Annotated in this window: 12 protein-coding genes; 6 read left to right on the top strand and 6 right to left on the bottom strand. The window is 57.5% G+C overall.

The features are described from left to right. Positions 1–23 precede the first annotated feature (23 nt). From J5286_RS21380 to J5286_RS21365, 4 genes are all read left to right on the top strand, one after another. Positions 24–644, top strand: coding sequence for a hypothetical protein (locus J5286_RS21380; RefSeq protein ID WP_142843349.1), 621 nt, complete (start codon positions 24–26; stop codon positions 642–644). Positions 645–897: 253 nt separating this feature from the next. Beyond that, a complete protein-coding gene (locus tag J5286_RS21375; protein WP_142843348.1) occupies positions 898–2,355 on the top strand; it encodes a Shedu immune nuclease family protein in 1,458 nt (485 codons plus the stop codon). 59 nt (positions 2,356–2,414) lie between these two features. After that, complete coding sequence (locus tag J5286_RS21370; RefSeq protein WP_237681481.1) at positions 2,415–7,277, top strand: P-loop NTPase family protein; 4,863 nt, start codon at positions 2,415–2,417, stop codon at positions 7,275–7,277. A gap of 42 nt (positions 7,278–7,319) precedes the next feature. Beyond that, positions 7,320–7,784, top strand: a complete 465-nt coding sequence (locus tag J5286_RS21365) for a hypothetical protein (protein WP_142843347.1) — start codon at positions 7,320–7,322, stop codon at positions 7,782–7,784. A 110-nt stretch (positions 7,785–7,894) separates the two neighbouring features. Here the strand turns inward: J5286_RS21365 and J5286_RS21360 are convergent, their stop codons facing one another. Next, positions 7,895–9,025 (bottom strand): RHE_PE00001 family protein, encoded by a 1,131-nt coding sequence (locus J5286_RS21360; RefSeq protein ID WP_142843346.1) that lies wholly within the window; start codon positions 9,023–9,025, stop codon positions 7,895–7,897. 197 nt (positions 9,026–9,222) lie between these two features. On the opposite strand from J5286_RS21360, the gene J5286_RS21355 reads away from it, so the two are divergent. Beyond that, positions 9,223–10,359 carry a site-specific integrase gene (locus tag J5286_RS21355; RefSeq protein ID WP_209192021.1) on the top strand — a complete coding sequence of 379 codons (1,137 nt, stop codon included), beginning with the start codon at positions 9,223–9,225 and terminating at the stop codon, positions 10,357–10,359. A 161-nt stretch (positions 10,360–10,520) separates the two neighbouring features. On the opposite strand, the gene J5286_RS21350 is transcribed toward J5286_RS21355, so the two are convergent. The 5 genes from J5286_RS21350 to repA form a co-directional block, all read right to left on the bottom strand. After that, positions 10,521–11,774, bottom strand: a complete 1,254-nt coding sequence (locus tag J5286_RS21350; RefSeq protein WP_209192020.1) for a DUF4062 domain-containing protein — start codon at positions 11,772–11,774, stop codon at positions 10,521–10,523. Between the two features lie 57 nt (positions 11,775–11,831). Beyond that, positions 11,832–13,130, bottom strand: coding sequence for a hypothetical protein (locus tag J5286_RS21345; protein WP_209192019.1), 1,299 nt, complete (start codon positions 13,128–13,130; stop codon positions 11,832–11,834). Between the two features lie 158 nt (positions 13,131–13,288). Continuing rightward, positions 13,289–14,533, bottom strand: a complete 1,245-nt coding sequence (gene repC / locus J5286_RS21340; RefSeq protein WP_209192018.1) for a plasmid replication protein RepC — start codon at positions 14,531–14,533, stop codon at positions 13,289–13,291. Positions 14,534–14,688: 155 nt separating this feature from the next. Next, the gene (repB, locus tag J5286_RS21335; protein ID WP_209192017.1) at positions 14,689–15,684 is read right to left on the bottom strand and encodes a plasmid partitioning protein RepB; all 996 of its coding nucleotides are present in this window, start codon (positions 15,682–15,684) and stop codon (positions 14,689–14,691) included. A gap of 84 nt (positions 15,685–15,768) precedes the next feature. Then, complete coding sequence (gene repA / locus J5286_RS21330) at positions 15,769–16,959, bottom strand: plasmid partitioning protein RepA (RefSeq protein ID WP_209192016.1); 1,191 nt, start codon at positions 16,957–16,959, stop codon at positions 15,769–15,771. Positions 16,960–17,347: 388 nt separating this feature from the next. On the opposite strand from repA, the gene J5286_RS21325 reads away from it, so the two are divergent. Beyond that, positions 17,348–17,815, top strand: a 468-nt coding sequence (locus J5286_RS21325) for an acyl-homoserine-lactone synthase (RefSeq protein ID WP_209215382.1), incomplete at its 3' end; no start/stop codon positions are given.

Genomic DNA, 17,815 nt, shown 5'->3' with positions numbered 1-17,815 from the left:
CGCGGTTCTCGAAAGCTAGGCCGATGAGCGACACGACACAGAGCCGTAGCCTCCAGATCAGCCCGAAGTACACAGTCGCGTTCTGGCGCGGCCTCGAACTGGATCCCGACAATCCGAAACAGGGGGAATGGCTGAAGGCAGTCGATGTACTGAGGGATCGCATACAGGGCCGCTTCATCAAGCCAGCACAGACCCTGATCGATGTCGATAAAGCTAACAAGCCGCAGACATATGGCTTCGCGATCCTCGCCTTGGATTGCCTCGTTCTCGAGACAATTCAGGGTTTCCGTGAGGGGGTGACCAACCACACACGTCAAAGCGGTCGGCTGTTCAGAGAGTTCCTGAGCAACTGGCAGCCATTTATCGATTGTCTCGGCGCTGGCATGGTGGCGACGAAGAAGGCTGACGAGTTCTATAGCCAAGGGCGATGCGCACTCCATCACAGCGGGGCGACCGAAAAGATGACGGTCGGGGTCAGCGGCCCAATAATGCGCTTCGATAATGGTCAGATCACTGTGAACCGCACACTGTTCCACACAGAGTTGGAAGCGGAGTTTGATCGATATCTGGCAACCTTGGCCGACCCGCACTCTGTAGATCTTCGAAAGAAATTTCTCCTGAAAATGAACACCATATGTGGATGATGATAGCAACGACGGCATCCAGTCGGTTTCACCTGCTAACGCGCTGATTATTTCGTCGCGAGCCTTATGGATCTTCAATTGTTTCAAGATAGGGCGCGCCTATCGAACAGGGTAGCTTGCTCTGATCTCAGCAGGCGCAACCACCGTGAAGAGGGACAGCGCCGTTCGCCTGCAAGTGCCACCTTTTCCGTCCGCTCCGATTGCAGGTTGTACTCGTTACACCTATGTTTTCCCAATATTTATAGGATAGCGTATGGCAACCTTCGGCCCCCAGTTCGGTGATGACGACAAAGGTACTCTTTTCCTGCAGAGAAAGGGGCCCGGCTTCGTCGAGGTGTTCTTCACACCATCCGAGCGGCGAATCGCGATCGCTGACCTCACCGAAATCAATACGACGCAGGTGCTCATACGCTTCGATGCGGGCAAGCACACAACCACGCTCTTCCCGATCAACACCATGCCGGAATCTGAAGATTTCCTGATGCCGAAATATGATCCTATCGTGTCGATTGAGATCATTGAAGACGAAGATTTCTTTCAGGATTTCAACGAATTTCGTACCATCGAGGATGTTCAGGCTTTCCTCGCCGAGGGCATGCCGAAGGGATTTGTCAAAGACCCGAATTTCGGTCTCGGCCTCGAGCGCAAGCTTTCGTTTATCGTGAATGCTATCAGGCAAGTCGAAGGCGTGACGAACCTGCGTGTCACCTACAAGCGCGAGCTGGACGTCGGCGTGACGGATGATGGTACGACATACGAGATCGGCTACACGCTCTTCGACGAGTTACGCCTGAATGCAAACAGGTTCGAGAAGAAGGCACAGGTTTTGACGCGGCGGAAGAAGCTACAGGCTGCGTATACCAATCTTCTGACGCGCCTGGACAGTGAAAAGTTCCCAGTAAGGGTCTTTGACCGCGCCCCCGATGACATCGCCGACGTGATTGGTGACACGATCACGGATACCAAGCTCTCGGATAACGACCGGGCAGCCCTGGTCAATATGGCCTCGGCGTCCGTCCGCACTTCGATGAAGTCGCAGCGCGGCGGCCTGCTGAAGCTGCACGACGAGATTGAACTCGCCTCGCTCGATGAACTGATTGCACGTATCGAGGAGCGGTTCGCTGAACGAACGACCGAACTGCAATGGCAAAAACTCCTCGAGGCCAACCCCTTCATTCTCGATATGGCGTTCAATGTGCCGGTTTTGCTCGTGCAGGGCCAAGCGCATGTGGGAGGCAGGATCCTGAATGGCTCCGGCGAAAAGATTGCCGATTTCCTGCTCACCAACAAGCTGACCGACAGTATAGCGGTGCTCGAGATCAAGACTCCTGGGGAAGAGCTCATCGGCAAAAGGGAATATCGGGGGGGCGTATACACCGCGTCGACAGAGTTAGTTGGCGCCGTGGCGCAGGTGATTGACCAGATCGACAAGCTGCGTAGCGACATCTATCGGCTTCAATCGCAGAACCGCGCGGTCCCGCTCGAAACCTATGGCGTCAGGGGAATGATTCTAGCGGGTATCATCCCCGAAGGTCCACGAAAGCGTGCCTTCGAGCTGTATCGTGCAAGTCTCGCTGGCGTAGCCATCATCACATTCGATGAGCTGCTCTCAAAGCTCAAGTCGCTTCGCGATCTACTTGGCGGAAAGGCCGAGATTGCCCCCAAAACTACACCGAGCCACGCACGCCAATTCGAGGACCTGCTTGGATGACTGCTCGCAAAGCCGCTCGAACGTCAAAGCCTGCTGGTGGACGCGCGACCGAGGGAGGCATGGATTTTCAGGCCGAGGTCGGTACATGGCTCGCCGCGCATATCCTGGCCCGTATTCCGGTCGGCGGACGCTTTGGACTTGCGAACGCGGCACTTCCAGTCAGCCTGCGTTTGGAGACTGGAGAAGGCCTCGATGACATCGAGCTTGGACAGGATGACGATACCCGGATCGACTTTCAGAGCAAGACCAGCGCTGGCCTGACGCAGGGTGCCGAAAGCCCACTTGGCAAAACCATCGCACAACTTGTCAGGACCATGGTCGAAGCGCGAACAACAGGTGTTGCCGTCGATGTCGCGCGTTATCGGGCCATCCTTGCGGTAAGCACCACCGCGCCCCGTACGCTCGATAAGCTCGAGAAAGGCTGCCGGGCTTTCGATACCGGAGGCACCTGGACAACGGTGAAGTCGCAGCGCAGCCGGGCTGAAGCCGACGCACTGGAACTCTTCGAGACCCACGCACGCGCCGCCTGTGTGGATCTTGTCGTCGACCCTCCAAGCGACGACGAGCTTGTCACGATGGCCCGTCTTTTCAAAGTCGTCCGTTTCTCGATGGACGAGGGCGAAGATAACTGGCGCGAGGCCTCCCGCGTGCTCGGATCACGCGTCTACGGCTCGGAGGCTGCAGGCGACGCACCCTTGCGAGATCTCAAAACCATTGTCCGGAACCTCATTGGCAGCGGTGCGCCAGCGGATCGCGAAGGGCTGTTGCGAGCACTCCGCGCGCTGCATCACAACGATACAGGTGCTCCCGGCTATGACGCCGATTTCGCTCGCCTCTCCGCCGTTACCGATGCAGAGCTTACCCGGCTGACTGGCCATACGCGCTTGCCGATCGAGGGCGGGATACCAATTCCCCGTCAAAGTGACAGCCCCATGGCGTCAGCCATCGCGACCGGTTCGCTTATTGTCATCGGCGAGCCCGGCGCGGGAAAAACCGGAGCCCTGGTAGCGCTGGCACAAGCACGCCGCGCCGCCGGCGAGAGGGTCATCTTTCTCTCGGTCGATCGCTTCCCAGGCGTTGCCACTGCTACCGATCTCCAATCCGAGCTTCAGCTCGCTCGACCGCTAGCCGAGGTACTGGCAGCAGCGCCAGGCGCAGGTCGAAAACTGATCATCATCGACGCTCTCGATGCAGCGCGCGGCGGTCCTGCCGAAGCCGTGTTCGCGCAGCTAATTGAAACAATGGCTACAAAGGACAAGTCCTGGACGATCGCGGCGTCTATCCGCACGTTCGATCTCAGAAATGGCCGGCGTTTTCGCGACGCACTCCCCGGGTCCCCGCCCGACCCGGAATACGCCGATCCGACGCTACGCAATGTTCGCCATTTCAACGTGCCGCGCCTCAGCAATCCAGATCTCCGTCAGGCTGGCGCGGACGCGAGAGCACTTGGCAACTTGCTTGATGCGGCACCTGAGCGGCTGCGCGATCTCCTACGAAACATCTTCAACCTCTCGCTCGCTGCACAACTGCTTTCTGATGGCGTTGATCCGGACAGTATTCGAACAGTCTCGACCCAATCGGATCTGATCGACGCTTATGAGGATCGACGGCTGCCGGGCACGCCGCTGCATCGCGCCGCTGGCGCGACGGTTGATGTGATGGTTCGCCGCAGCCGCCTCGCGGTCCGAAAGGTGCTCATTGCAAATGATAATGTCGATGAAGTGATTGCTTCGGGTGTGCTTGCTGAAACGGGGGACCTCGTCAGCTTTTCGCATCACGTTCTCTTCGATCATGTCGCCGGACGGTTCTTTTTGGAATGGGACGATCCCCCGCTCCTGATCGCGCAGCTGAAAGGCGGTAGTGCGATCGCCCTGATGCTCGCGCCAGCTTTGCGTTTTGCCGTCGAGCGGCTATGGCGTAGCGATAGCGAGGGAAAGCGTGCTGTTTGGCGGCTGATTGCTGACATCTACGCTAATGCCAACGTCGATCCTGTATTGGCGAATGTCGCCTTGCGGACGGCGCTAGAGGGTGTGAACTCGCCATCTGACATTGCGGGCCTGATTTCGTTGATCCAAGCCCGTGCCGCCGATGGTGCGATGGCGACGCTGTTGTCACGGCTCGCGCGCTTCGTTGGGCTTCTGGTCGATACCTCGGGAGGTGTTGCGCGCCAGACGGCGACTGCGTGGGCAGAGGTCGCTGACACCGCGATCACGACAGGCGTTCGCGAAATGTCCGATCCGACGCGGCTCCTGCTCCAGATATTGTTCGAAAAAGCTGATCTGTCTGATGTGCCGCTTCTCAACCTATTCGGCCGTACTTCGCGAGCTCTCTTGACCCTCGCCTGGACGGCTGAGCCACCGATGCAGCAAACGGCGATAAATGCGATCCGGTTCGTAGGAAAAAGTTTTGCTGCCGAGCCTGCGGCATCCCGGGCGCTGCTGGATCGTATCCTGCGCGATCCACACTTTTCGGCGTACGCCGACAAGGAAGCGAGCTGGCTGACGGAACAGATCTTGCCGATTGCCCGATCAGATACCCACTTCGCCGTCGAAATTTACCGAGTGCTTTACTCGCGCGAAATCAGCGATGACAGTGTCTCGCATTTTGGCGGCCAGCCCAGCCGGATCATGCCGCTTTCCTCAAACCGCAGACAGGACTATCTCCACTGTCGATATCATCTGGGCAAGGACGCGCGGCAGCTGCTTGACCTATCGGCATATGCAGGCACGCGCGCTGCGATCGAGGTGGCATTGGGTGAAATTGATCGTGATCTTCAGATTGGCGATCGACGGCGCCGTGTATTCGTCGCCGGGCGCGAGCCGTTCGATCTCATTGGCAACGATTTTGCGCAACTCGCGTGGGATCAATCTAACGGACGGGGTAGCGGCACGGAGGATAATGTTCTTGGCCATTTTGTCGGCTTTTTGCGAGGTTGCCCGACGGCTGCATTTGTCGAGTGCATCGAGGCAGCCGCAATTGGATATTCAAGTCCTGCCGTGTGGGCGCGGCTGCTAGGCGTCGGGGCGGAGCGGGTCGCTGAGCTCGCAGGGGAGCTGTGGCCGTATGCGAGCAATCTTACGATCCTCACCCATCAGGTTACAGTCAGGGATGCCGTTCGCTTTGTGGCCGCCGCCTATCCTCACCGTTCGATCGAGGGTCGCGCGGATTTCGAAGCAGAGGTTCTTCGCCCAGATCTGTTCAGCGACGAATATGAACAGCGTTGGTGGCGACGGGTCTTGAGCCGTTTCCTCTCTTCCGTCGATGAGGCGTCGATAGCAACAGATGCGATGCGTGCGTTCCGCGCCGAACTGGCGAACGCGGGCGAGCTTGCCGGAAATCCGCCTCTTCGAACTATGACGGTCACCTCAGGGCCTGCGCGCGGAATGATGCGCCAAATCCTCGCCGAAGAAGGCGTCGATGTCGAAGACGGCATGAACGCGCAAATGATCGACCAGTCGGAAGCGCTTGCGGAGAGGGTGAGGCAAACTCCCTCTCAAAGCAACGCGACTGCTTTGTCGGCTTTGTGGCTGGAGACAGAAGCGACCATTTTTCTGTTCGACGCGAACGCCGCTTCCCTCCATGCAAGCGTCGAACAGCCTGTCTGGGGCAATATTAGCAATGCGATCGAAATGATCGCTGGTAGCGAAGCGTATGTCCCCGAAAACGAGGGTATGCCTTCGCTCGCTTTATTGCTTGGCGTTCTGGGTCGCCTTTGGGCAAGCCGGTTCCCGGAGTCGAAAGACGGTGAAGACAACGTACGCAGCTATGGCAATTGGGCAGTTCGTGTATATGCGGCCGAGGCCTATGTGCACCTTGCAAATAGGTTCGGAGAGGATCGCCCCGAAATAATCGACATGATTGAAGCGGTTCTGGCGGACCCGGTACCAGTGGTGCGGGTGCAAGCGGCCGAAAACCTGCAGGTACTAAGTCGTGTCGCGCCGCAAAAAATGTGGGAGCTGGCCGAGCGCATCGTGCGCAATGAACCAAATGTCGATGTACTTACGTTCCACGTCGCTCACGTCCTGTCACGTTTGATCTGGAGCGACGTCGACCGCGCGGAAGGGCTGATGGAGATCGTCGAACAGCGCCGCCACAGCTTCGTTCGGAGAGAGAATTCCGGCCGCGATGAACTTTCCGAAGTTCTGGGTGGACTCGTAGCTCAGCTCTGGGCTGGACAGAGCCGAGAGAAAGCGCTGCAGTGGCTAATTGAATGGCTGAAGGATCTGGTCACGAACCAGGACCTGCTTATGGCGTTCATCTCGCCGCTTCGCGAGGCGTTCATCGCGCGCTATAAGTCAGACCAAGATAATGACCAGCCGCTTTCGGATCGCGCGCAGCGTGGGTCAATGCTTATCCTTGAAGTCTGCTCAGCTGCCGCGACAGAAAGCTATGCTGTTTTGATCGCTGACGACAGGGAGGGTGCCGCGCGAGACGCGGCGATTGCCCGATACCGGGCGGCAGAGCAGATCATCCACCATCTCATGAACCAACTCTACTTCGGTTCAGGGGCATACCAGGAGAGCAGCAACCCAAGTCAAGGGCTTGACACCTCTGAGGCCATGAGCAGTTTCCTCGCCGACTATCGCCCGATGCTGGCACTGCTGTCGAAGTCTCACGAGCCGGCAACGCATCATCATCTCATCGAGCTCTACGAATATTTGATCCCTGGTGATCCCCCAGGTGTCTTCAAGGCGCTCCACGGGATCCTGTTAGGCGCCGGCATGCGAGAGGGATATCACCACGAAAGCCTCGCGCTCAAATTGATCGTCGGTATCGTCACGCGCTACCTTGCGGATTATCGTTCCCTTTTTGAAGATGGAGTATGCCGCACCGAACTGCTTGAGATCCTCAAGCTGTTTTCCGACGTCGGCTGGCCCGACGCGATGAAGCTGCTCTACGACTTGCCGGAGCTGTTACGCTGAGGTTGTCAGGGACCGAGATCATATAACAGGAGGGGGATGTCAATGGGGGCAGATATCAGTGACAGCGAACTCCGGCGCGTCTGGAACCAGAAGACAATCCCTGTAGTTCTGAGACGCGGCGGCAAAGGCCAGCGGATACGGGCACGCCTCCCTTACTCCCAGCACAATCGGCTTTGGCTGCATCACGGGCAAAAGCTGCAGCCTGCCTGGATCGAGCCTCTGCAATGCTGGGAACTGCCAAAAGCTTGGTTCAACGACTTCGTGACACGGGCGCTGGAGAAATACAGGCAGCTTTATGTGATCCAGCCCTATCGCGAGCAGGAGAAATGTTCCCCTTCCTGCATGAATGCCCAGCACCATGAATGCCAATGTTCGTGCATGGGCGCCAACCACGGCGCCGGCAACGATGGGAGTTGGTTTGAAGTCTCGGAAGCGTTCGCGACCCGCTGGGGAGATCAACATCTGGCTTGTAGACTTATGACCCGCAAACGCGCGGACCCGGTCTAACCACTGTGGAAGGGTCACTTAATGGATGCAGGATTTCTCTGATCGGCGCGCATCCACAAAGCGACGCTATCTGGATCGCGCGGCGGTCCCGATCCAAATAGTGACAGGTGCTACAGGATCCCCCACGCCCGAAACCTCCCCCTCCCCGTCATCTCTCTGAGCCCCAGCTCCAAAACGATCCGCCGCGCCGCCTGCGGCGTCACTTCCAGCGTCTTTGCCACCATCCCCGCCGACACCAGCGGCCTTGCCATGACGAGCTCGACCAGTTCCGGCAGTTTGGATGATGTTCGGCGCCCCTCCAGCTTCCGCTCGAACAGGGTGCGCGCCAGCGTCAGCCGGTCATGCTCCTTCATACCGATCTCGGCGGCCGCCAGCAAACCCTGAGCGATGGCGAGCAACCGGGTTTCCCGATCGCGATGCCGGCGCCGATCGACGGGGATGGTTTTGAGGCCAAGATTGATGGCGGCAAGATGGGCACCGGTGGTAACGCCGGCCTGGCGCAGAACGGAGGCGGCCAACAGCCGGCCCAGCCAGGGCGCGTGCTGGAGGACGGCAAGCTCGTTCCAGGCGTCGAGGGCGATGATCGCCTGCAGCACCGCCGGCAGATTTTCCGCCTGCCGCAACACCCCGCGCCATTCGTCGAGCCGGGCATCCTCATCCCAGTCGAGATCGTAGATCATCGGATCGGCCGGAGCCCGGCCAGGCTTTCTGGCTCGTTCGATCGCGGCGTCAGAGCGAGCAAGGATCGCATCGATGGCGGCGTAATCGACGCCGGGGAGATTTCCGATGTCGTCGTCATCCTCTCCCTCCCCTACTGGTTCGACCACGACGACGCGTTTGGTGGCACCGGCTGGATCAACCGTTTCGGCTCCCGCCGGACTGATGTCCGAAGTCTGTCGCAAAACTCGGATACCCTCTGCCGACAAGGCCCAATCCGGTGACTGCCCAGTGATACGACGGCGCGTTCGTAAAACGTCGCGGGCGATGGTCAGTTCGTGTGTGGGCGTGCGAATATCGCGGGTGTGGTCGTGGAGGACGAGGTCTTCGAGATGAACGAGTTCGCCGTCGATCCACAGCGAGGCGCAGGCATCAGTGAACTGCGACCGTTCGAGGAAGCCCGCGCCGACCGGCGAGCGGGCGATGCGCTCGTCGAGACGGGTGAGTGCGATGCCGGCGTCGAAAGCCGGCCGCATCAGGGTAGAAATGCTGATTTTCGCGAGATCATAAGTCATTGATTTTATGGTAAACGATTTCCTAAACGAACGCCATATCGATGTTACGGTTCCTCACATCCGATAAATGTGCTCGTGGTCGCTGACCACCGATAAGTCTTCATTATCGGAGGTGATTGATTTCGACGGGCAAAGCTGTCAGATTCCCGTCGTTGCCGCGTCGTCGACCCGGCCAACTGCACCGATTTCGACGAACCGGAGTCCGCATGTCCTCGAAGAACTCTGTTGATCGCCGCGCCGCTGAGCTCGACACGATCGCCGCGGTGCTGCCGATCGACCGGCGCGACGAACTGGCAGAACTGCTCACCGACCAGGATGTCGAAACGCTGCGACATCTCGTCAACGAAGGCATGGGCGAAAACACCCTGCGGGCGCTGACGTCTGACCTTGCCTATCTGCAGGCGTGGTCGCTGGCGGCGACGGGTGCATCCCTCCCCTGGCCGGCTCCTGAGGCGATGCTGCTGAAATTCGTCGCCCATCATCTCTGGCAGCCTGATCAGCGAGACATCGATCCTCAGCACGGCATGCCAGCTGATGTCGAGCAAAGCCTGCGCGAGCAAGGCTTCCTTAGATCGTCGGGACCGCACGCGCCCGATACCGTGCGCCGGCGGCTTGCCAGTTGGTCGACGCTGACAAAATGGCGTGGCCTGACCGGCGTCTTCTCTTCCCCGTCGCTGAAATCCGCGATACGCCTTGCTGTCCGCGCAACACCACGGCCAAGGAAACGTAAGAGTGCCAAGGCGGTCACCGGCGACGTCCTGGCAAAGCTGCTCACCACCTGCAGCACCGACAGCCTTCGTGACATCCGTGACCGGGCAATCCTGATGGTGGCGTTTGCGTCTGGCGGTCGCCGTCGCAGCGAGATTGCCGGGCTGCGCAGGGAACAGCTCACGGTCGAGCCGCCAATCACTGTTGAGGGCGGCCCTCCCCTCCCCTCTCTCGCCATTCATCTGGGCCGCACCAAGACGTCCGGCTCCGAACACGATGAGGTCGTTTATCTGACAGGCCGGCCCGTAGATGCGCTCAATGCCTGGCTTGCGGTTGGCAGGATCGAGAGCGGGAGCATTTTTCGCAAGATCGATCGCTGGGGCAACGTTTCGAAGCGGGCGCTGGAGCCGAGTGCGATCAACGCGATCGTCAAACAGCGGGCGGCGATGGCTGGGCTGGATCCGGGGGAGTTTTCCGCGCACGGGCTCCGGTCGGGGTACCTGACGGAGGCGGCCAATCGTGGCATACCGCTTCCTGAGGCGATGGAGCAGTCTCGCCATCGATCCGTGCAGCAGGCATCGAGCTACTATAACAACGCAACACGCCGCAGCGGTCGAGCGGCAAGGATGCTTTGAACGCCATATGGTGCTTGTCGCGATGGTTGGTCAGCGTACGCTTGGCGTAACTCCTCGACTGCCTGTCCTGTGTCAGGCCCAAGTCAGCGCTGCGCTCATATCCGAGATCGAAGATCGCTTTGGGCTCTGCCTCTGGTAGGCGAGCTTCGATAAGTGCTGCGCTACTCACTCACAAACTTCCTGATCTCCTCGATAGATACAAATTCCGCGGCCAACGACTCCTCTTGATCGATAATCGGCGTCGTAGGAATCACCGTAGGCTGGACCAGCGGTTTACCGCTCAGCGATCGTGCAAGTGCCTTTGCACAGGCGATGAATTCCACCCAACGCATCAGGCCATGCAGCCATATGACCAAGAGGTGGCATGGAACGACCCGATCGCCCTCAGTCGTCACCTGGCGGCCATGTTCGAACAGCTCCCTCATATCGGTCGCCGAAGTCTTTTGGAGGAGATTTCCTTGATCGACCACCCGGACCAGGAGATCATATTCCGGCGTCTGCTCGAAGGCGCCAGATTTCGGGTCATAGGCCAGAAGAAGCCCGGAACCCAAATGCGACGTGACAGCGGATACGTCAGGTTGCGCTTTCGATGACAGCGTCAAAAGAAAGACCAAGGTGTTCCACCGATCTGCCGGGACTTGCATTTTCCGAGTTAGGTCACCGCTGTTTAGGTTGAGTGCATTCCGCAGCTTCAGAACACTGCTCACCGGGTTGACGACCGACTTGCTCGCCTGCGGGACGGCCTTCTGAAGCAGAACATACAGTTGCTCCTCGAGAGCCTTTCTGCCGGCAGCATCTGCGACGGGAAGCCCGTTGAGAACCAGCGGATCGATCGCCTCACGGACTTGGCTGAAGGTTGAGAACGGCCAAATCCAATTGGCAATTGGCGCCACCCCCTGCCCCCTCACCGCCTTGGCGGTCTCGTTGTTCTTGGTGACTTCGTCGATGAATGAGATGATGGCGTTCGCGTTGTCCATCGCCATCGTCGGATACTTGGCATATCGCTCACGCTGCTGATCACTCAGTTCGGGGTCGTCTCTCAGAGCCTTTTCAAGATCGCGGACGCTTTGCCTATGCTCCCACACATCACTACGAACGAAGCACAGGATGCGTATGCGGCGTTGCTGTGCAAGCTTGTAGGCATGACGGAATTCAGCGCGGGTAATGCTGATCTGCATTTGCTGATCATACCAACCGCCAACGCGCCGACCAATGAACAGGACGAACAGGTCGGCCTGCTCGATTGTGTTGAGGCACGCCTGGTATGAATGCTCATCCAGCGGTCGCGTGAAGTCCGTGAACTCGGACGCCAAAACCCGGCATCCTCGCAGTTCCAGATAATCTTTCAGCGCGCTTCGCAGATCACCAAAATCATACACGGTCGACGACAGAAATAGCGTGGGTCGCTTCATCATGATTATTCTCGCTGTTTGAGCCTGATTGAGGGTGTGGACGGTGGCAGCGCGGCAGTCCTACCCTTCAGCGACATAAATGAGCGCAAGCGCCCCTTGATTGCCCTCGCCAGATTCGCCGGCCGTTAGCAGTCGTCTTTCCACACGATGAGGTGCCGTCGTGATCGCGGCGGTCATGTCGACTTCAGCCTCAGTCAGCACAGCGGAGGATTGCGCCGGGGGATTCACCGATATCCTCTGAAACTTGCTCAGATCTTCGTCACGGCCGAGAACGGCAAAACCATCTAGGAAGATTGCGCCACCGGAACGCTTACCTGTCTCGACGAGATCCGCAGGGAACTCCGGAAGCTCTCCTATGAGATCCAAATCCCCTTCGCTCGACTCGATCAAAGCAAAGACCCGCCGAGCAACTTCCATATCCAGCGCCATACCATTCACAAATCGCACCGGTCCTGATTTGAAAATCGGGCGCTCTTCGCCAATGACGACCAACGGCTCCCACTCGGCGTCTTCTCCAACAATCCATGTCCGGTTGAGCCAGTCAACGGTGGTGAAGGTCTGCTCGGAAGGTCTCCAGCGGCGATCGCGCGCTGCCTCTCCGATATCAGGCCCGAACAGGAGAGTGAGGACGCCGCAATAGCTGCCGAACCGCACGCTCCGCGGATCAGACTTTTCTGAAGGGTCGTCGCCATTACCGGATGACGAACCTGAACTCACTGTGTGGTCGATGAAAATCTCGGCCTTCTTCACCGACTTCATCCAGCTGCCGACGGCATAGCCATGAGACGCGATCCAGGTGCCAATCTTACGGCCCAGATAAGGCTCGACTTGTTCTTGGTAGCCGTCTCTGACAGTTTTTGTAAAAGCGGCCCTAGAAGCTCCCTTGGTCGCTTTTGACTCTGTAAGGGCGACGAACAAATCTCCTGTGCGGCTGAAGACATAGTCTGGCGACCGGGTGGTTGGCGGCTTACCATGGACGGCGTGGTTTTCGAAATGATCTATCCAACGGTATCCATCTCGAACCATCTGAAGATAGGCGATGCCATCACCAACGAGGCCGGTCATGGCCTTTCCGACATAGTCCTTCAGGGTCCGGGCAGTATCCAACAGAGCGAATCGATCATTCTTGTCATCGACGTGCCTGGCGATGAGGTGGCGGCACATCTGAACCTGAGCTCTCGCCGCATGCTGATCCATCTTCGCTCTGCTCGAGCACTGCGCCATAGCACCGTAAAGTTCGGCCGGCGTGAACAGCATTTCGGTGCTTTCAGGTGCTCGACCGACGATTAACCGGTGCCTCTTCGCAGCATGACCAGTGATCTGCTCGACACTCAGCTGCTTCTCCTTCGCCTTCCACATCGCGCCGTTCCCTCTGGAAATTTGTTCTTCACCGCTAATAACTCATTGTATCAGAAGAGGAAATCATGAAAAAAAACGGCTGACAAGTATGCCTGGTTCCCATGGTTCAAGCAGAATCGGTTTCGACGAAGCTCGTAACGTTTACCGCGGTGCCACGTCTAAGCAGTGTTTCGCTTGTCTTCGTTATTGACCTTCAAAAGGGCAAATAGCATCGGCCCGAGGGAAAACTCGCCCTGCGCCGAACGCTTTGTCAAATCCCGCAGATAGCCGCCGGCAGAATTGATAAAGTTCGATCGCTCAAGAATGCAGGCCATCGCCACTGCGGCATTTTCTGGCCCCATCGCATCGCAGGCCTCCTCATAGGCTGACGGGCTGACACCCAACATCGAGCGGACCATCACAGCCGCGGTCATAAGCTCGCGCCAATGGGCAATGCCGCCCCCCGGCCCATAGTCAGCAATCTGCGGGCAAGCTCGAAGGACCATTCCCAGCGGGAACGCCTTGATCTGTTCGAGCTTTGCCTTTGTCTTTCCGGGAGCCACACTCCTTGCGTGCGGCTCTTCCGCCACGCTTTCGCCCCGCGCGTTTTCTGAGCGAGGTTCAACTTCATAGATAGATTCGGTATTTGAATTCTGTATGTGGCGGTCATTTAGCATGGCATTGCCGTGCATATCTTCAGTTTCTGACCTCATTTCCAGAAGGTTAAGGACCTCTGTCCGCAGGAGTCTCATCTCATCGAGTGTTGCTTCGACCTGCTTTCTGTCCGGGTAGCGAGGATGCCGCCCGAGAATACCAACATATATCGTTTCAACATGTGCCCAATTGCCGGGAGCGCCTTCCTCAATGGCGGCTGTAATCAGCTTGCGGACATCTCGGCGGCAGATCGTGAGTGCTTCCTTCGCCCGGCGAAAGCGCATACGCTCCGCGGCTACGTCCTGAGCCAGCAAGGCAAGCTCGGCGGCACGCGCAAGCAGCGGGCTCAGATCGAAGCCGTAAGCCTGCTCGATTTCACCGTCTCGACTGCGATGTGCGTATCGCTTCCCATTCGGACTATCACGACGCTGGATAAGTCCCGCATCGACGAGTGCGCCGAGCTGGCGGCGCAGTGTACTTTCCGTAATCCCATGAGCGCGAACGGATAGCTGCGCATTGGATGGAAATACAACGAGCCCGTTTTCAGCGTGGAGCTCTGCGTCGGGGTAGAAGGTTAAAAGGGCATCGAGAACGGCAAGCGCTCTGTCTTGCAAACCGAAGCGCTCCCTCGTCTCGCACACATCGCGAAATACTTTCCATTTTTCTACACGCGTGCCTGGTGTTGATGCCGCGACCGCCAATTGCCCTTTCACCAAGGCAAGCGTCGTCGGCCGCCGCCCAAAGGGCGTCGTTACCTGTCCCGTCTGCATTTCTCTCTCACCTTCCGCTAGGCAAAAGAAATCCGCTCACCAAATCGGTGCCAAGACTCTTGACTGTGATTCCGGGAAATGCGATTCTCAATCCTGCGAGAGATACGAGAGAGGCTTCCACGGTTTACCGTTTGGGGGCCTTTTTCTTTTGCGGTTTAGTCTCCGTTGTTTTCCTGCTTCGATCCTCTGTACTCGTCGTACAAACGATCCATGTGAGCTGATAGCCACTCGCTGAAGGGCTTCGCTTCGACATTCGAAAGCTCGATCGCAACCTTCTTCGATTTGGCATTCATCACGAAATTCAGTGACGTATCGCTCGAAGTCCAATCCCTCCCGGACACACTGGCCTTGGGCTTCTTTGCAGCCGATTTGGCCTTGTAGCGCTTCAGGTAGTCATGGAGCTCATCGAACCGCTTGTCTTCAGTCAGCTCAACGAAGCCTGCCGTTTCGACATACTCCGTAGCAACCTTCAGGAGGGCAGGAGCAAGAAGCAATTGACGGAGGCTAAGCCACCGGTCGCGCCCGATCTTCTTGGAGGCCCCGAGCACTTTGAGGATCGACGCCGGGACGGCCTCCACGACACCGAGCATTTTCGAAAGCATCGCCTCATCGATCGCGAGCGACGACCGGACCACATCCTTCATCATTCCAGACGCAAGTAGGTTCTGTGCGAAGTACGCGCGCTCTATGAACGACAGGTTGGAGCGTGCGGAATTTTCCTGCCCCTGGGCGATCGCGGACGTGATGTCGTCCAGTTTTTTGACAACTGCCTTGACCGGAATTCCAAGCTCTTTGGCGACTTTGAGACGGCGGTGACCGAAGACGACCATGAAGCGTTGACTATCCGACGAACTGGGTCGAACCAGAATGGGCGTCGTCTGGCTGGACTCCTTGATCGCCTGCTTAAGTTCCTGGTACTCTTCGCCATCGTCGGAAAGGCGATCGGCGACAAAGGAAACGTCAATCAAACGCGGATCCAGATCCACGATCACCTCGCCTTCCATCAGCTTCTTGGTGTTCTCCGCCAGATCCTCAATGGACCGAACGACAGTCTTAGCTGCCCCCGTCATGCCGTAGCCAGGCTTTGTCGGTGTCTGGTTAGACGCGATGGAAGCTATGTCCAGTTTCGCAAAAGGATTTTCACGCGCCATAGCAGGCCTCCAAATTCGCTTTGAACGTCGCCAAATGGTTGATATACTTTATTAATCCCCGCGAAAAAACGGCTGACAAACGAGTCATTTCCGCCCCCATGCGCCGTGGATTAGTTCCATGATTTCGCCGTTGGCTGCATTTAGGCTTTCCATTGCCCGGTCATAGGTAGAACGGACGAAATCGCCTCGCTCGACCTCGTACAAAGTCTGCTTTTTTATCGAAGCATCAGAAATGGCCGTCGACTTTAGAACGTGATTTCGCAACATTTGCTGAGCGAACATTGATTGCATAAACCCGACCATCTGCGCCTGCGGGATGTCCGTCGGCTCGAAGCGCGTGACGAGATAGCGGAACCATTCGACACGCATTTCGGCGCCAGCCTCTGCGACCGGACCCATTATGCCCCCCAACATCATCAGGAACTGGCTCATCGACATGATATCCAGCATCTGAGGATGGATAGTGATCAGAATGCCTGTCGAAGCCATAAGCGCGGTGATCGTCAGGTATCCCAGCTGTGGCGGGCAATCGATGACAACCACATCGTACCTGCCGTCCACCTGTTTCAGCGCATTGAAGATACGCATGTAGAATAGCCGCCCGTCCTCTCCCTTCTTGGAGGAGATTGCCAGGGGCACGTCATACTCGTATTCCTGCAGGACCAGATTTGCCGGAACTACATCAAGGCCCGGAATGTTGGTTGGCTGTATAACCTCCGAGATGAATTTCCGCTCGTCATCGAAACGAAGCGCCTCGTACAGAGATGCGGTATCATCAAGTTCAGGCTGAATTCCGAACAGGGACGTCAGCGATGCCTGTGGATCGAGATCGACCGCAAGTACGCGATGGCCGGTGAGGGCGAGATATTGTGCAAGGTGCGCAGCGGTCGTGGTCTTTCCGCTTCCGCCCTTGAAATTCACAACCGACACGACCTGCATCGGCTCGCCTTCACGACGCCGGGGAACGTAATATCGCTTGTCGGATTTTTTATTGGCTTCAAGATAGTCGCGAAGCTCCAACATCTGATCAGCCGTGTAGTAGCGCCGTCCACTGACCGATTCTATCTCGGGGCCCTTACCTTCCGCATGAATTTGTCGAAGATGACTTTGGGTGACCCCGATGAAGTCAGCGACCTCTCCCAGTTGAAACTTGCGCAATCCCTTGCGAGCATCTGGCGGATATTGTTGACTGCGCAGCATATGCAACGCATTTGAGATCTTCGCCCCTTGCTGGGCAATCTCGATATCAAACCGGTTGGGCTGCTGATGGCTCATTTTGCAAACTATTTCCTGGGAGGCTAAACTTTCGAAAAAATGGCCCTACAGCCATAATTTTCGCAACTATCTCCCGATTCTCACATAGCCGCAAGAGATTTAAGGTTAACAAAGGGTTAACGCGAAATCGACGTGCTGCACGTTTCAAAATTCTTTTTGTTGCGTTTTCATGTGTTTAGCAAGCGGCATGGCCTACCGCGTTCATGCTCTGTTTTACTGTGAATCCTACAACTCGCCCGCTTTTATGTGGGCACACAAGGCCGCCCTCGATCGCTCTTTATCACTTGTCCTGGCCGACTCACGTGAGTGCGCCTTGTAGGATCCTACAACTGCCAACCCATCCAGATCTGTGCTGAATTCCCGCCAACCAACAACGACGGAGAAAATCATGCAGATTCTCGCGCTCTCAATGCCACGGACGATTCAAGAGGCACACCTCCTCCACATCCACTACCAGCTTCGTGCGCGGGTCTTTTCCGATCGCCTGGGTTGGGAAGTCGATGTATCGGCTGGGTGCGAGTCGGATGGTTTCGACGCGCTTCGGCCGACCTATATTCTCGCCATCGCTGAGACGGGCCAACTGGCGGGGTGCGCGAGGCTCCTTCCTACGCTTGGTCCGACAATGGTGGCCGATGTTTTCCCGTCGCTTCTCCCCGACGGTCAACTTATCGGTCATGCCGCGATGATCGAGAGTTCTCGCTTCTGCGTCGACACGGCCCTCGCAGAGGGGAGGGGCGACGGTTCCATCCATGAGGCTACGCTGACCATGTTCGCCGGCATCATCGAATGGTGCTTCGCGAATGGCTACACCGAGATTGTCACAGTGACCGATCTCCGATTCGAGCGCATCCTTGCT

The organism is Rhizobium sp. 16-488-2b (assembly GCF_017741815.1).
Lineage (GTDB): Bacteria > Pseudomonadota > Alphaproteobacteria > Rhizobiales > Rhizobiaceae > Rhizobium.
Note: the sequence above shows the minus strand (reverse complement) of the source record. Positions and strands in the feature narration are given on the sequence as shown.

Bases quoted from the DNA above. Each gene is read 5' to 3' on its own strand.
- repA (WP_209192016.1), bottom strand. From the start codon at position 16,959: ATGAGCCATCAGCAGCCCAACCGGTTTGATATCGAGATTGCCCAGCAA.
- J5286_RS21365 (WP_142843347.1), top strand. From the start codon at position 7,320: ATGGGGGCAGATATCAGTGACAGCGAACTCCGGCGCGTCTGGAACCAG.
- J5286_RS21345 (WP_209192019.1), bottom strand. From the start codon at position 13,130: ATGTGGAAGGCGAAGGAGAAGCAGCTGAGTGTCGAGCAGATCACTGGT.
- J5286_RS21380 (WP_142843349.1), top strand. From the start codon at position 24: ATGAGCGACACGACACAGAGCCGTAGCCTCCAGATCAGCCCGAAGTAC.
- J5286_RS21375 (WP_142843348.1), top strand. From the start codon at position 898: ATGGCAACCTTCGGCCCCCAGTTCGGTGATGACGACAAAGGTACTCTT.
- J5286_RS21370 (WP_237681481.1), top strand. From the start codon at position 2,415: ATGGATTTTCAGGCCGAGGTCGGTACATGGCTCGCCGCGCATATCCTG.
- repC (WP_209192018.1), bottom strand. From the start codon at position 14,533: ATGCAGACGGGACAGGTAACGACGCCCTTTGGGCGGCGGCCGACGACG.
- repB (WP_209192017.1), bottom strand. From the start codon at position 15,684: ATGGCGCGTGAAAATCCTTTTGCGAAACTGGACATAGCTTCCATCGCG.
- J5286_RS21355 (WP_209192021.1), top strand. From the start codon at position 9,223: ATGTCCTCGAAGAACTCTGTTGATCGCCGCGCCGCTGAGCTCGACACG.
- J5286_RS21350 (WP_209192020.1), bottom strand. From the start codon at position 11,774: ATGATGAAGCGACCCACGCTATTTCTGTCGTCGACCGTGTATGATTTT.